Here is a 14,021-nt window from a genome sequence, read left to right as displayed (position 1 = left end):
CGGCGCAGCAGACTGTCGCCCCATCAACAACCGAACGGGTGTCTGATCGTGCAAACCCGTGGGTGCCGCGTAAAAAAAGGCGCGATGTTGCCAGCTTTGGCGGGGTGTTGGAAGCGCTATCCGGCCGAACGTTCCTTATTCGCTCTTTTTCTGTGCGCCGCACACTTTTTCTGTGTGTTTCTGGTGCGCGGATTCGTCTTGAAAGTGAGTCGCCGGGTAACGTTCTGGCGAATAGCCATTAAACTCAATGACTTGCATCGGATGCCGGAGCCCCCGGCACTCAAGGACTTGAAACATTTTGGCGCAAATATTGCGTGCAGAATAAGGAACAGGCCGTTGGATTCTTTTTACGAGAAAGAATTTACAGACGCGCCGGACGCACTCGCTTTCCTTGCAAAGGTAGTCTCTATGAGCAGTACCCCAAGCTCCACTGGCCTCGAACAGGGGCTCAAACCGCGTCATGTGACCATGTTGTCGATCGCCGGTGTGATCGGCGCCGGTCTGTTCGTCGGCTCCGGCCACGCCATTGCTGCCGCCGGCCCGGCCGTGCTGCTGGCTTACGCCGCCGCCGGTACGTTAGTGGTGTTGGTGATGCGCATGCTCGGCGAAATGGCCGTGGCTTCGCCGGACACCGGTTCGTTCTCGACTTACGCTGACCGCGCGATCGGTCACTGGGCCGGTTTCACCATCGGCTGGTTGTACTGGTGGTTTTGGGTGCTGGTGATTCCGCTGGAAGCCAACGCCGCCGCAACCATCCTGCACGCGTGGTTTCCGGGCGTGGACATCTGGGCTTTCGCTCTGGTCATCACCATGCTGCTGACCGTGACCAACCTGTTCAGCGTGAAGAACTACGGCGAGTTCGAGTTCTGGTTCGCCCTGATCAAAGTGCTGGCGATCATCGGCTTCATCGGCCTCGGTCTGGCGGCGATTTTCGGCTTCCTGCCGACCAGCCAGGTCAGTGGCGTTTCGCACCTGTTCGACAGCGGCGGCTTTCTGCCCAATGGCATGGGTGCTGTGCTGGGCGCGATCCTGACCACCATGTTCTCGTTCATGGGTACCGAAATCGTCACCATCGCAGCGGCGGAATCGAAAGACCCTGGCAAGCAGATTTCCAAAGCGACCAACTCGGTGATCTGGCGGATCGGCCTGTTTTATCTGGTTTCGATTTTCATCGTGGTGGCGCTGGTGCCGTGGAACGATCCTACCCTGGCCAACCTCGGTTCCTACCAGACCGTACTTGAGCGCATGGGCATTCCCAACGCCAAGATGATCGTCGACATCGTCGTACTGGTGGCGGTGACCAGTTGCCTGAACTCGGCGCTGTACACCTCGTCGCGCATGCTGTTCTCCCTCGGCAAGCGCGGCGATGCCCCGGCCATGTCGACCCGCACCAACAAGAGCGGCACGCCTTACTGGGCGGTGATGCTGTCCACCGGCGCTGCGTTCCTCTGCACCTTCGCCAACTATGTGGCTCCGGCCGCGGTGTTTGAATTCCTCTTGGCCAGCTCCGGCGCCATCGCCCTGCTGGTATACCTGGTGATCGCCTTCTCGCAACTGCGCATGCGCAAGCAGCGCATGGCGCGCGGCGAGAAAATCGTCTTCAGCATGTGGCTGTTCCCGGGTCTGACCTGGGCGGTAATCATCTTCATCGTCGCCGCGCTGACCATCATGCTGTTCCAGGAAGCCCACCGCGTGGAAATCCTCGCCACCGGTCTGCTGAGCCTGATGGTGGTGGCTGCCGGTCTGCTGGTATCACGCCGTCGCAAGCTGGAGAAGCGTGGTGCGGCGGTGTTGAACTGATCCGCAACCAGTAATGCAAAACGGCCGCTGTCAGGGATGACTAGCGGCCGTTTTTGTTTCTGAGCTTTCCAGTCAGGTTAAACCCAGTCCTCGATTCGCAAACCGGAAACGCGTTGAAACTCCCGTACGTTGTTCGTCACTACAATGAGTCCAAGTGAGCGTGCGTGGCCAGCGATCATTTGGTCGTATGGCCCGATCGGCGTTCCAGCCTTCGCGAGTTCAGATCGAACCATCCCGGCCTGTGCGGCTGCGTCGTTATCGAAAGGCAAGACATCCAGTCGCGCGACAAATCCTTCAACAATTGCCAGATTTTTCTCCGGGGCCGCCGACTTTTCAGCACCGTAAATAAGCTCCATAAGCGTGATAGCGCTGATGCACAACTGCCCGGAATGTCGATTAAAGGCTTCCCGGACAATTTGTGGTTTGTTCTTGATGGTGAAGATGCAGATATTTGTATCCAGCATGTACTTGATCATCAGAACGACTCGCGCTCCTGTTCAGTGGGTTGCTCACGGTTAGCCATGAAATCAGGGCTGACGCTGTCGCCATCAAACCAACTATCCCAGCTTTCTCCAGCAGGCGTAATGACGCGTGTTCTGCCAATCGCGATGACTTCCACTCGTTTAACGTCGCCGGGCATCGCAACTGCCTTTGGCAGTCGGACTGCCTGACTTCTGTTGCTCATGAAAATTGTGGTCTGCTCCATATTCGGGCTCCCGGGTCTGTTCCTGTGATTAGCTCAGGATAAATCGTGCTGGGGATATGTCAATGGGATATACATCGTCACCGGACAAAGAGTAGCTAGGCCATCCAAACAAAAACGGCCGCTGTCAGGGATGACTAGCGGCCGTTTTTTGTTTCTGAGAAGGGCTTATTCGCTCTTGTCTTCCTGGGTCTCTACCGACTTCCCATAAGCATCCAGCGCCACCCCGAAATCCGTAATGAACTGCGGCTCGCTAAGCCAGGCCTGGGCCTGTTCGATGGTCATGCCGTCGGCCCACATGCGGTAGTCGATGAGCATGTCGGCAGCCAGGTGGGTGGCGGCCATGCCTTCGTTGTCGGCGTTTTCCATGTCGAGCAGTTCAGGATGGTCGACGATGATGAAGGCCAGTTCGCGCAGCAGGGTCAGCAGCATTTCGTTGCGGCTGACGGCTTCGGCATCGCGCATTTTGCTGAACATTGCCAGGGTGTATTCCGGGATCGGCTCGGCGAGGTGGCCGAGGTCTTCGTCCTGATCCAGCGGTTTGCGCCCGACCATACGGATCTGCTTGGCTTTGGCCTTGGCGCGTTTGGCGCGTTTCTGTTGCTTGTTCAGGGATGCCATGGGAGCTCAGTTCTTCTGTTGGGTTTGTGCAGCGATCGCGTCGGATGCCGCTACATAGTCAGCCTGGAAGGCCGGGGATTCGATCCACGCCAGTGCGCCAGCCTCGTCGGTTTCCTGCGACCACTGGCGATACTCGATCAGCGCGGCGAGGATGAAATCCATCGCGCCTTCCTCACCTTCCTGCTCATAGACCAGTTCCAGCAGCGGATCTTCAAGGAACGCGGTGCACATGGCCTGTTGGCTGATCTTCTCGGCGTCGATCATTTTCTTGAACAGCTCGGTCAGGTCCACCGATTCGAAATCGATGCGGTCGTCGTTCGGGTCGAGCTCGACCGGCGCTTCGGCACGCTTGGTGCGGTTCTGCTTGGCCTTGGCTTTGGCCCGGGTGGCGCGTTTTTGCTGCTTGTTGGCGGAGGCCATGATGTGTTCCGTCGTGCGTTGAGAGGGGCTCAGCTGCGTGGCACTTGTCGGCCGGGTGTATCGGCGGCCAGTGCGCCGGTCTGCAGCCAAGTCAGAGCAATGGGCCATAGTGTGGCTTGGTATGCGCTGCGAAAAAAGCCGAAATGTCCGACTTGTCGTTCGCCGATGTCCTGCGGCGCAATGCGCAGATGGGTTTTTGCCGCGTTGCTGAAGTAGCCGAGCAGGCGTTCGATCGCCGGGATCGTGCCGTAAGGATCATCGCTGAGGCTGATGGCCAGAGTCTGCGCGCGGACCTTGGCGAACGGCGGGGCGCCCGCCTTTTTCATCAGTGCGCGACCGCTTGGGCGTTGCTCGTAACGCGCGGTGGGTGTGCTCCAGTCGCAAACTACGCCGGTTGGCGTGTCCTCCAGCCAACCCAGCCGTTTGCCGGGGAAATAGCCGCAGAGCAGCGTCATCAAAGGCATGACCACATGCCACTTGCCGAACATCCGCCAGCGATGTTGAGGCGCGTAATCGCGCCAGTAAGCGAACTGCGCACCGACACTTACCAATCGTCGGATCACGTTGCCCGACTCGGCCAGGCCCGCCGCGCATCCGCCGAAACTATGGGCGACCACATCGATTGGCTGACCGGGAAACTCCCGCTGCGCCCGTTTGAGCATCGCTTCGAAATCCAGCGCGCCCCAGTCGGTCCACGAGGCGCGCAGCCCTTTGATCGATTCGCTGCGTGATTCGCCAATGCCCCGGTAGTCGTAGGTCATCACGTCGAAGCCGTGACTGAACAGATAGGCTGCGAACCTTGAGTAATGGCGACAGCGCACCGAGGTGGCGGCGTTGATGATGACCACCGGGCGCTGTGGATCGGGCGAACTGTGGCGCCAGGTGAATCCGCCGAGTGCGTAGCCGTCGTCGGCAGTTTCCTTGAAGGACGTGCCTTCAGCTGCAGTCAAAACTGGTTGGCTCAACTCTGCGTCTTCCAACTCGAATGGGGGCTTGCTGCCTATGGCGCTTGACCTCGGCGGTTAGGTGCCAACCATAGTCGCCGCGCTGATCAAGAACAATCCGGCCGGTTCATTCACTGGATTGAATGAGCATGCGTTCTTCGATCAACGCCTGTTCGCGGTTGAGTTCAGCACCTAACTCTTCTTCGCTCGGCAGTATCGTCTTGTAGCTGCTGGCGAACAGTTGCTCATTGCCTTTGAGCATGGAATAGCGCGCCACCGAGTCATTGCTTTCCGCGCTCAGAATGATACCGACGGTTGGCTTGTCACCTTCGCTGCGCTTGAGCTCGTCGTACATGCGCACATACATGTCCATCTGCCCGACATCGCGGGCGCTGAGCTTGCCGCGTTTCAGGTCGATGATCACGAAGCACTTGAGCAGGTAGTTGTAGAACACCAGATCGATATAGAGGTCGACGCCGTCAGTGCTGATGCGTTGTTGGCGGGCGACAAAGGAAAAGCCTTTGCCAAGTTCAAGCAGAAAGCTTTGCAAGTGATCGATGAGGGCTTGTTCGAGTCCGCTTTCCCTGACTTTGCCTGCCGAGGGCAGACCGAGGAATTCGAGCATGACCGGATCGCGAATGAATTCCCGCGGATTGCATTTCATCGCGTCGATGTTGGTCGTGGCTTCCTCGACCACCTCGGCTTTGTCCTGACTCATCAGCAGGCGCTCGTAGTAGAGCGTCAGGATCTGACGATCAAGGGCGCGGCTTGACCAGTTGAGGTCGGCGCATTCGTTCATGTACCACAGGCGCGCTTTCTCGCTTTCGACCCGCAGTAGCCGGCGGTAGTGGGTCCAGCTCAATTCGGGACGCAGTGCGTCTCGAATTGGAAATTTTTGATAAAACAGGCGCATCTTCCACAAATTGGTTTCATCAAACCCTTTCCCGAATTGCCCGGTCAGATCCTTAGCCAGTAGGCCAATCAATTTTTTCCCATATCCCGCACGTTGGGCTCCCTGTTGTTCAAACTCGACGATATGCCGGCCGATTTGCCAACAAGTCTGCACCTGAATCGTATCGACCGCGCGTAGCACTTTTTGCCGCGCCTGGCGAATCAGTTCGCCCAGTTCGCCCAGCAGTGAATCGATTTTATGGTCTTGCGTATCAGCAGGTTTGAGCTGGCTCATCGGGTCTTCCGCATTCTGGAAACAGAGACGCAAGCATGCCGGGGAAGGCGGCGCAGGTATGTCGGGCGAACCTGCGAGTTCGGAAGGAAGGGCGGGACAGGCGTTGCAGGACTTTGCCACCGGAAGGCGCGTAACAGGGTAAATATCCGTAGTCCATTTCGTACTTTTTGCCCAGTCAATCGCCGCAGAGTTGGCGGCGCTGCGGTGAGCGATCTGGTGTTGCGCTGGAATGAAAGGAACAGGCAGGTAAGAGGCTGCTTCAAAAAAGCGCCCCAGTTGCATCATCGCGAGCGCTTGCCCTTCGGCCTCTGCTCACGCATCCGCCCTTTGCGATAAATCCACAGCCCGAACACACCGATGGCCAACATGAACGCGGTCCAGAAGCTCTGCCAAACGAACTCGAACCAGTATCGCCGAGGTTGCAGTGCCAAGGTGTAGGTGCTGCGCGGTCCACGATTGTTGGTGGTGATGGAACCGCTGATCCAGCTTTCGATAAGCATGTAGATCGACAGACACACGGCAAAGGCGATCAGCACTCCCGCGAGCACCGTCAGCCAGAATGTCCAACGGCTCGGGCGATACGGCGGGGGATGCGGCAAGCGAATACGGGTTCTTTTCTGATTCATAAGCAGGGCTCGCGCAAGCCGGTCAGGAAACTGCCAGCTCTTGCAGCTGTTCAGTCGGCATCTGCCGCGGGCTCGTCGGGCGTGCGGCAAGGTGGGCGCATTCGGCGATCACCTTGAGAATGCCGATCACCGCCGGCGTCAGCGCAGTGCCAAGGCAGATGCGCACGCCTGTGGAAGCCTGGCCGTCGGCGAAAAAGATGCCGCTGCCAGCCACGTGGCAACCGCGCTCCGTGGCCAGTTGCTGCAGCGCCGGCATGTCGGCGTTTGCAGGCATTTCGATCCAGTGGATGAAGCCGCCGCGCGGGGGCACATAGACGGTCCCGAGCGGGAAATCCGTGCGCACCATCGTTTCGACAAAACTCGCCAGCGAAGAGAGTTGCGACCTCAATCTGGCGCAGTGCTCGTCCATGTAGCCACGGCCGATGAATTCATTGAGAACATTTTGCGCCAGGCTGGAAACGGCCAGGTTGCGCGAAAACATCTGCGCGAGGATGGCATTGCGGTATTTGCCGGCCAGACACCAGCCGACTCGATAACCCGGCGCGATGGTTTTCGAAAAGGACGAGCAATAGATCGTCTGGCCGCTGCTGTCGTAGCTCTTGAGGGCGCGCGGTCGATCAGCTTCGGGCACCAGGTCGAAGAAGATGTCGTCTTCGATGATCGGCACATCCGCTTCCCGGGCGATCCTTGAAAGTCGCGCGCGCGCTTCGTCGGGCATGATGAAACCACGCGGATTCTGCAGCGTCGGGTTGAGAAAGATCACCGCGACCTTTTTTTGCTTCAGGGCTTCTTCCAGATGATCGACATCCAGGCCTGTGCGGCCGTGGGTGCGGATCGGCAAGGCGCGCATGCCCAGGCGTTCGATGGTCTGCAGGATGCCGTAATAAGTCGGGGTTTCGATGGCTACGGTAGCGCCTTTCGACGCGACGGCTTCGAGGGCCAGTTCGAGAGCGATGGTGTCGCCCGACGTCACCAGAATATCGTCCGGTCCGCAGACTACACCGCGGGTCAGCATCAGCCCGGCGATGCGCCGTCGCAGCGCCGGCAGTCCGGGTGGCGCGACCAGACCGCTCAGCGCGTTGTCAGTCCTGGCGGCCAACACCGAGAGGCATTTGTTGAGCAACACGTTGGGCGTGAGATCGCTGTGCAGAACCGCCGAATTCAGCGATGCGGTAGTGCGCGACGCCGCTTCGGAGAGCATCGCGACCACCGCATGATTGACGTTGACGGTGACACTGGAAAAGTCGAAAGCGCCGGACGGTTTTGCCCGTCCTGATGCCGAGACGAAGTAGCCGACGCGCGGCACCGTCGAGACGTAGGCGTCGGCCTCGAGATCGGCCAGCGCCCGCTGCACCGTGGTGATGCTGGTCTCGAACATCCGCGCCAGAACGCGGATTGACGGCAGTTTCGCTTCGGCCGCCAGGTCACCGCTGTCGATCTGGCGAATAATCCAGTCCTTGACTATCCGCCAGCGCTTGTCCGGCAAATCAAACCTGTCCATAAGTTCTCTGTGATGATTCGAAACAATTCACAGAAAGTAGAGCAAAACGATCCCCGTTGCAGCAACTATGACGATGTTCAGCGCCACCAGACCGAAGGCGAAGCGGATCAGGCTGTTTTCTTCGTGGCGGTTGGCCCCGGCAAGTCCGGTGATCAACGACAGAATCGACAGCGAGCCAAGTGCGCCATGTCCGGCGGCGCTGTTGACCATTGCCGCCAGCCACGCCCCGTGTTCGCTGCTCAGCGCGGCAATGGACGGCATCACCAGCGTGTTGCCGCCGACGTTGGAGCCGGTGACATAACCGGCAATCCCTGCCAGTAGAGCGATCGTCGGCGCCAGCGAAATACCCGACATGGATTGCAACGCGCTTTGCGCTTCGACGAGGAATCCGGCGTTGACCATCACCTGGGACAGCAGCAGGAACAGGAAGATTGTCGTGACCGGAAACTTCGCGCGGTTCAACAGCGCTTGCCAGGGAAAACCGGCGCCTGCGGTTTGCCTGAACGCCATCAGCAACGTCACGATCAGCAGCGCCAGCCCGGGAGACGCCAGCGGCTTCCACGAAACGTGTTCGCCCCTGACGACCCATAGACCATCCCAGCCCGACAGCACGAACAATCCGCGCGACGCCACAATCACTCCCAGCAAGGCCAGATAAGGCCATGCCGCGCTCGGCCAGCGCACCAGTTTTTTCCGTTGCGCCCAGGAGATGCCCAGGCCAACGCAAGCCACGGCCAGCCCGGCCAGCACACCGGAAACTTCCGGGCCGAGCCACAGGTTGACGCCAAACAGCACGGCAACGAACAGGGCAGTCACGACAAGCAGCCCCAGCCACGCTGTCATCTTGCGGATGCCGGCCTGCCACAAGGCCAGCGACGCCAGGCAGAGGAACACTGGCGCGCTGATCAGCGCCGAATGGCTGCCGAGGGTTTGCGCCGGCAAATGCGCCAGCAGGGCACCGATCACCGTTGCCAGACCCAGTGTGCCCCACGGCATGATGACCATGCCGGCGAGGGCAATTTTCATCCCCGATTGGCGAGTGAAAAGCCCCATCAGCAGCGGCACCGTGGCGATCAGCGAAACGCCGAAGCCGGTCATCGCTTCCAGCAGCGGCGCCAGGCCAAGCACGATGAAAATCACCTGCGCCGGGGGTGTCCAGCCGAGTTCCTTGACCCATGCGCCGATGGCCTGCGGTGCACCGCCGCGCTCGACCAGAATGACGAAGGCCAGCCCCGGGACGATGACGCACGCGGTGCTGAGAAACAGGATCGTGGTGTCTTGAAAAATCGCCGAGGAGATGGCCGCTGACACCGGCCCGGCAGCGCCCAGAGCCCACAGCACCAGCACCAGTACCACACCGGCCAGCGCCGCTTGTACTGGTGGACGCCGGAGGATCAGGATCAGCGCGATCACCAGCGCGATCGGTGACATTTGCAGCAATAGAGAGCTCATAGCGTTTTCCTTGGCCTAGTCGTGCGTCTGTCCGCTGTACTCGGTCGCCCGCATGGACGCGCGCTGACAGAACGTCTGATACCACTCGCTCAGGCGTGCCTGCGCCGAGAAGTCCGAGAGTTGACGGAAAGCGATCCAGTCCAGGGCCGTCGCCAAGGCGATGTGGCCGACGGTGATCGGGCCATTGAGGTCGACATGCTCTTCGATGAAGCGATACGCCTCCTTGAGTTTGTAAGCCTGGCCGTCCGCGTACGCCGCATAGCGCAAAGCCTCGGGGCGCCGCTCGACTTCCCAGCGCAGCTTGATGCCGACGTCGCACATGCCCTGCGCCAATGCCTGCAGGCGCAGCGCCTTGTAGCGCTCGGGGCCGCTTGCCGGGATGAATTTTCCACCACCGCTCAGGTCATCGAGGTATTCGCAAATCACGATTGAATCAAACAGTGCGCTGTCGTCGGGCAGCATCAGCACCGGCACTTTACCCAAGGGGTTGGCCTGGTAAATGGTCGCGTTCGGTGAAGTCGGGCTGGTCTCGTGATGTATCACCTCAAGGCTCGATGCGATGCCAAGTTCGTGAGCCAGCACCAGTACCTTGCGGGCGTACGGCGAATGCGTCTGATAGTAGAGTTTCATGCGCGAGTTCCTGTCTCAAGGATGGCGGTGGCGACTCGATGGGCGTCCATGAACAGCCGCGAAGGTGCGCCCGCCGAAGTGACGTAGTGGTTGTAATAACAAGAGCCTTCGGCGAGCGGTCCCAGCACCCAGATGTCATGCACCGCTTCGCCGCTGTTCGACCTCGGGTTGCACGCCGCGTCGACATCGATGCCGTCGATGCCCGGCACATCGGTGCGCGGGCGGATTAGGCCCAGACGCACGAGGTCGCGCACCGGCGGGCAGTCGCTGTGGGCGACGCCGCTGCTTTGGACGTAACCGGCGACGCGCTTGAAGTGTTCGATAGCCGGGCGTGAGCCCGGCTTGAGGAAGGTCAGCAAACCGGCGTCACACAGCGCGAGCAGATCGGCGTGGCGCTCCTTCTGCGGGCCGGCGACCAGACGATTGATCGCCTTGTGCCAGCGGCCATAGAACTGCCGATGCGAATCTTCGGTGAGCCCGTCGAAATCCACCGCCTCACGCAGCCGGTCACGCAAGTCGCGCCAGACTTCGATGGCGGCTTTGATCGGCGACGTGCCTCGCCCCAGGCGTGCTTCATGCAAGTCGGCTTCGAGGGTGTCGTAAATCCACGCGTGATAGTTGTACGGCGTCACGCTGTCGGGCAGTGCGTGGCAGATCAGCTCCAGCGGATTGATTGCCCCGGAAATCGCTTCGAACTCGCGCAGCAAAGCTTCGCAGGCGACAACACCTGCTGGGCCGGCAACGCTGACGGTTCTGAGCTGCTCAAGCAGCTGTTGTGGCGCTGAAGGTTTATGCAGAACGGCGACCGCAGCGGCACGCATCTCCAGCAGCATCAGCGGCAGAATGTCCCGTTCGAAATCCAGCCGGCGGTTGTGCGCGTTGAGCCGCAACGACTCGATACGCTCGCTCGTCAGCAGCACAGCGGTGTGGCGCCGGCAGCCAATCAAGCCGTTGGGGCGAGTACGAAAAGGCAGCCCGTCCCGCGACTGAATGAAGATCACCGGCTCCTGACCCGAAGGCTGGTAAGTGTGACTGCCATCGGCCATGGGTTTGTAGATCCCCCCTCTGCCAGCCGTCAGCGCCGCCAGGGTGTCCATGGCGCCCAGGCCCAACCCTTCGATCAATACCGTTTCGCCGGGCTCGACGGTGGTGAGGCTGCCGGGCAGCGGATAGACGTTATCGACCCGGTTCTGCCCCGCCAGGCGCAGACGCCCGGTGTGGCCAACGGTCAGCACCAGACGATCCACCGTCACCGCAGCGCCGTCGGCGGTTAGCAGAAGGTATTGCTGATTCTCGTTGCGCTCGACCGCCGTGACCTGATGCCGATGCAGATTGACCGTTACCCAGGCGGGTGCGGTCGTGAGGATCCGCGTGAAGGCGTCGGCCAGATAAGCGCCGAGCAGGTGCCGTGGCAGAAAATCCTCCGGCTCGACGTCGCGACCGTCGGCGGCGAGCAGGCCGCTCTCGGGGTCAACCTTGACGCGCCGTGCTCGGCACCACGCGAGAAAGTCCGGCCCTGGCCGTTCCCGGGCGTCGGTCAGATCACCGAACGCTGCTGCGTCGGGAAATACCCCGAGCTGACCGGCGACGGTGTTGAGCAACAGGTAGTCCGGTTGATCGGGCCAGTGCGCGCCGCTGCCGAGCACGTTGGGCTCGAAGATGTCGATGAACACCGGTTGTTGCGGGCGTTCCTCGGCGCGGCTCAACAGGCGCTCGAATACCGACAATCCGCGCGAACCGCAGCCGATCAGGCCGATGTGCACAGGCGCCTTCACCATCTGCGCTCCTCGCCAAAAAATGACGGGATGGCAATTGCCGTACCGGCCGCCACCGCAATGTCGTGGATCATCCGGCCAATCGCGAGATCGAGAATGCCCATGCCGAATGGCGAATAGATCAGCGGTTTGTCCTGGGCGACATGCAGGTCACCGCGAATCAGCTGCGCCACTGTGCCTGTGACAAAGTCGCGATGGCCGTATTGCTGCTCGGCCAGATGCGGTGAGGTATTGGCCTTCAGGCAATGGGTGACGTCGTCGAAGTAGTTGTAACTTTCCTCGATGATTTCGGCGCCGATATCCCGCAGCGAGATGTTCAGAACAATCTGCCCCGGGCGGAACGTGCCCTGGCCTTTTACGTACGGCTCGCCCGCGCTGGTGGCGAACACCACGATGTCGGCAGTCAGCGCTTCTTCGAGCGACAGCAGGCGTACATCCGGCAGGCCCAGTTGTTCACCAAATTCCGCGAGGGCTTGCGCCGATTCCGCGTTGAGATCGTGAATGCCCACACTGTCGAAGGACCAGTCGTCCGCGACGAAAGTCTCGAGGATATTTCTTGAGATTACCCCGCCACCAATGATCGAAAGTGTCGCCGCGTGGCGGTTCTGGCCATTCAGCCACCAGGCACCCAAGACTGCCGACGCTGCCGTGCGCACGGCACTGATCAGCGCACCTTCGAGCAGCGCGTAGGGGTAACCGGTATCGGGATCGTTGAGAATCAGCACCGCAGATGCGCGCGGAATGCCCGACTTGATGTTATCGGGATAACTGGCAATCCACTTGATCCCGGAGACGGATTGATCGCCCTCGCTGTCGACGATGGCCGCCGGCAGCGCAATGATCCGGTTCGCCGGTTGCGCAGGGAAACGCAGGAAATAACTGTCGGGGTTAACGGTTTCGCCACGCTCGTGGGTCAGGTAGGTCTGCGCCACCATGTCGATGGTTGCATGCCGCAGCCCGTTGAGGATGTCTTTGACGACAGCGCCGGGGATGACGTGGAACGGCTGGATCAGATTCTGTGTGGTCATGAGGATTACGCCGAGAGTGCCAGAGCGATTTCAGGGAAAAGGGGCTGCAGTGCGGTTGCGCCGATCCGCTGGGTGACCCAGTCGTCGGAATAGATGGTTTCGAGATAGCGCTCACCCATGTCGGGGGAGATCGCCACCACGACATCGTCGGGCCGGATATGCGGCGCCCACTGGCGGATGCCGGCGAGCACAGTGCCGGTGGAGCCGCCGAAGAGCAGGCCGTAGCGTTGCGCCAGCCAACGGCAGACCTTGATCGTCTGTTCCTCGGGAATCGACAGGAAGTCGTGAATGCCCGACGACTCGAATATCTCCGGCAGGCGGCTGGTGCCGAGCCCCGGAATATGGCGCGTGCCGCCCGGCAGGCCGAACGTCACCGAGGCGACAGTATCGACAGCAATGACTTTGGTCTGCGGATGATGTTCGGCGAAGTAGTTCTTGCAGCCCATCAGCGTGCCGGTGGTACCCGCGCCGACGAACAGGTAATCCACCTGGGGAAACTTGCGCGCGATGGACCTGGCAGTCGCTTGATAGTGGGCGAGGGGGTTGGTCGGATTCTTGTACTGGTTGAGCCAGATGTAGTCGGCATTGTCAGCGACCAGTTGTTCGATCAGGCGAATCCGCGAATTCAGGTAACCGCCGTTCTCGTCACGCTGATCGACCATGAGCATTTGCGCGCCAAGGGCGTGAATCAGCTTGCGGTTCGGCGCGGAAATATTCGGGTCGATCACGCAAACGAACTGGTAACCCTTGGCAGCGCAGACCATGGCCAGCGCAACGCCGAGATTGCCCGATGAGGATTCGATAAGGCGGGTCTTGTGGTTGATCAGTCCGCGGACTTCAAGATCAGTGATCAGCGCGTGCGCGGTCTTCAGCTTGATGGAGCCGGCGGGATTCAGTCCTTCGATTTTCAGCTGGATCGTTGCGCTGCAAAGATCGCCGATCTGCACATAACTGTCTTCATTGATGAGTTGCTTGATCATACGTCGTCCGTTTCGCTCTTTTGCCGGGCGCACGGGGGAGCCAGCATTCATCCTGGAATGTTTGAAAAGCACTAACTGCAGTTCGCCTGTGGGTTGGGTTCAGATTTTTTTGCTGGACAGGAAGTGACCTTGCGGGCGACGCCGATCGATTCAAAAAATCAGGTTTTGCGCTCTGAGGGCTACAGGAGTCCAGAGTGTTGCGGGGCGCAAAGTAGAGCCAGTCATTGGCTCGCCAAGGCTTGCGCAAAGTATTGGCGAAACGCCATCTGCGCGGAGAGATACAGATTTCGGGTTTTTTCCAGTACAGCTGGAATGCAGGGGTGTATCGAAGGGGGAAGAGGGGAGGTGGATCAAA

General features: G+C 60.1%; 14 protein-coding genes. 1 reads left to right on the top strand and 13 read right to left on the bottom strand.

Annotation, left to right across the window (positions count from 1 at the left end; genetic code table 11):
• Window positions 1-408 precede the first annotated feature (408 nt).
• A complete protein-coding gene (gene gabP / locus D8U70_RS13295) occupies window positions 409-1,800 on the top strand; it encodes a GABA permease (protein ID WP_130929057.1) in 1,392 nt (463 codons plus the stop codon).
• Window positions 1,801-1,877: 77 nt separating this feature from the next.
• On the opposite strand, the gene vapC is transcribed toward gabP, so the two are convergent.
• The 13 genes from vapC to sbnA form a co-directional block, all read right to left on the bottom strand.
• Window positions 1,878-2,276 (bottom strand): tRNA(fMet)-specific endonuclease VapC, encoded by a 399-nt coding sequence (vapC, locus tag D8U70_RS13290; protein ID WP_016772140.1) that lies wholly within the window; start codon window positions 2,274-2,276, stop codon window positions 1,878-1,880.
• Window positions 2,276-2,506 carry a type II toxin-antitoxin system VapB family antitoxin gene (vapB, locus tag D8U70_RS13285; RefSeq protein WP_024011210.1) on the bottom strand — a complete coding sequence of 77 codons (231 nt, stop codon included), beginning with the start codon at window positions 2,504-2,506 and terminating at the stop codon, window positions 2,276-2,278. Before vapB ends, vapC begins: the two co-directional genes overlap by 1 nt.
• 165 nt (window positions 2,507-2,671) lie before the next feature.
• A complete protein-coding gene (locus tag D8U70_RS13280; RefSeq protein ID WP_041477513.1) occupies window positions 2,672-3,124 on the bottom strand; it encodes a hypothetical protein in 453 nt (150 codons plus the stop codon).
• Window positions 3,125-3,130: 6 nt separating this feature from the next.
• Entirely contained in the window at window positions 3,131-3,544 is a 414-nt protein-coding gene (locus D8U70_RS13275) for a hypothetical protein (RefSeq protein WP_016772137.1), read from the bottom strand.
• A 29-nt stretch (window positions 3,545-3,573) separates the two neighbouring features.
• Window positions 3,574-4,509, bottom strand: coding sequence for an alpha/beta fold hydrolase (locus tag D8U70_RS13270; RefSeq protein ID WP_241664661.1), 936 nt, complete (start codon window positions 4,507-4,509; stop codon window positions 3,574-3,576).
• Between the two features lie 106 nt (window positions 4,510-4,615).
• Window positions 4,616-5,674 carry a PDDEXK nuclease domain-containing protein gene (locus D8U70_RS13265; protein ID WP_130929111.1) on the bottom strand — a complete coding sequence of 353 codons (1,059 nt, stop codon included), beginning with the start codon at window positions 5,672-5,674 and terminating at the stop codon, window positions 4,616-4,618.
• Between the two features lie 281 nt (window positions 5,675-5,955).
• Window positions 5,956-6,300, bottom strand: coding sequence for a hypothetical protein (locus D8U70_RS13260; protein WP_073471556.1), 345 nt, complete (start codon window positions 6,298-6,300; stop codon window positions 5,956-5,958).
• Between the two features lie 22 nt (window positions 6,301-6,322).
• A complete protein-coding gene (locus D8U70_RS13255) occupies window positions 6,323-7,801 on the bottom strand; it encodes a PLP-dependent aminotransferase family protein (protein WP_073471557.1) in 1,479 nt (492 codons plus the stop codon).
• Between the two features lie 27 nt (window positions 7,802-7,828).
• Window positions 7,829-9,253 (bottom strand): L-lactate permease, encoded by a 1,425-nt coding sequence (locus D8U70_RS13250; protein WP_130929055.1) that lies wholly within the window; start codon window positions 9,251-9,253, stop codon window positions 7,829-7,831.
• A gap of 15 nt (window positions 9,254-9,268) precedes the next feature.
• Window positions 9,269-9,883: a glutathione S-transferase gene (locus tag D8U70_RS13245; protein ID WP_110644805.1), complete on the bottom strand. Its 615-nt coding sequence runs from the start codon at window positions 9,881-9,883 to the stop codon at window positions 9,269-9,271.
• Window positions 9,880-11,661, bottom strand: coding sequence for an FAD/NAD(P)-binding domain-containing protein (locus D8U70_RS13240; protein WP_130929054.1), 1,782 nt, complete (start codon window positions 11,659-11,661; stop codon window positions 9,880-9,882). Before D8U70_RS13240 ends, D8U70_RS13245 begins: the two co-directional genes overlap by 4 nt.
• Window positions 11,655-12,686 carry a 2,3-diaminopropionate biosynthesis protein SbnB gene (gene sbnB, locus D8U70_RS28005; protein WP_241664660.1) on the bottom strand — a complete coding sequence of 344 codons (1,032 nt, stop codon included), beginning with the start codon at window positions 12,684-12,686 and terminating at the stop codon, window positions 11,655-11,657. Before sbnB ends, D8U70_RS13240 begins: the two co-directional genes overlap by 7 nt.
• A 5-nt stretch (window positions 12,687-12,691) precedes the next feature.
• Complete coding sequence (gene sbnA / locus D8U70_RS28000; RefSeq protein ID WP_241664659.1) at window positions 12,692-13,666, bottom strand: 2,3-diaminopropionate biosynthesis protein SbnA; 975 nt, start codon at window positions 13,664-13,666, stop codon at window positions 12,692-12,694.
• Between the last annotated feature and the right edge of the window lie 355 nt (window positions 13,667-14,021).

Origin of the sequence: Pseudomonas sp. Sample_20 (genome assembly GCF_004307585.1) — a bacterium.
Lineage (GTDB): Bacteria > Pseudomonadota > Gammaproteobacteria > Pseudomonadales > Pseudomonadaceae > Aquipseudomonas > Aquipseudomonas atacamensis.
This window is presented reverse-complemented; position numbering and strand designations above follow the sequence as displayed.

What these genes read in the sequence shown, in the direction of transcription:
- gabP (WP_130929057.1), top strand. Translation starts at nt 409, where the DNA reads ATGAGCAGTACCCCAAGCTCCACTGGCCTCGAACAGGGGCTCAAACCG.
- vapC (WP_016772140.1), bottom strand. Translation starts at nt 2,276, where the DNA reads ATGATCAAGTACATGCTGGATACAAATATCTGCATCTTCACCATCAAG.
- vapB (WP_024011210.1), bottom strand. Translation starts at nt 2,506, where the DNA reads ATGGAGCAGACCACAATTTTCATGAGCAACAGAAGTCAGGCAGTCCGA.
- D8U70_RS13280 (WP_041477513.1), bottom strand. Translation starts at nt 3,124, where the DNA reads ATGGCATCCCTGAACAAGCAACAGAAACGCGCCAAACGCGCCAAGGCC.
- D8U70_RS13275 (WP_016772137.1), bottom strand. Translation starts at nt 3,544, where the DNA reads ATGGCCTCCGCCAACAAGCAGCAAAAACGCGCCACCCGGGCCAAAGCC.
- D8U70_RS13265 (WP_130929111.1), bottom strand. Translation starts at nt 5,674, where the DNA reads ATGAGCCAGCTCAAACCTGCTGATACGCAAGACCATAAAATCGATTCA.
- D8U70_RS13260 (WP_073471556.1), bottom strand. Translation starts at nt 6,300, where the DNA reads ATGAATCAGAAAAGAACCCGTATTCGCTTGCCGCATCCCCCGCCGTAT.
- D8U70_RS13255 (WP_073471557.1), bottom strand. Translation starts at nt 7,801, where the DNA reads ATGGACAGGTTTGATTTGCCGGACAAGCGCTGGCGGATAGTCAAGGAC.
- D8U70_RS13250 (WP_130929055.1), bottom strand. Translation starts at nt 9,253, where the DNA reads ATGAGCTCTCTATTGCTGCAAATGTCACCGATCGCGCTGGTGATCGCG.
- D8U70_RS13245 (WP_110644805.1), bottom strand. Translation starts at nt 9,883, where the DNA reads ATGAAACTCTACTATCAGACGCATTCGCCGTACGCCCGCAAGGTACTG.
- D8U70_RS13240 (WP_130929054.1), bottom strand. Translation starts at nt 11,661, where the DNA reads ATGGTGAAGGCGCCTGTGCACATCGGCCTGATCGGCTGCGGTTCGCGC.
- sbnB (WP_241664660.1), bottom strand. Translation starts at nt 12,686, where the DNA reads ATGACCACACAGAATCTGATCCAGCCGTTCCACGTCATCCCCGGCGCT.
- sbnA (WP_241664659.1), bottom strand. Translation starts at nt 13,666, where the DNA reads ATGATCAAGCAACTCATCAATGAAGACAGTTATGTGCAGATCGGCGAT.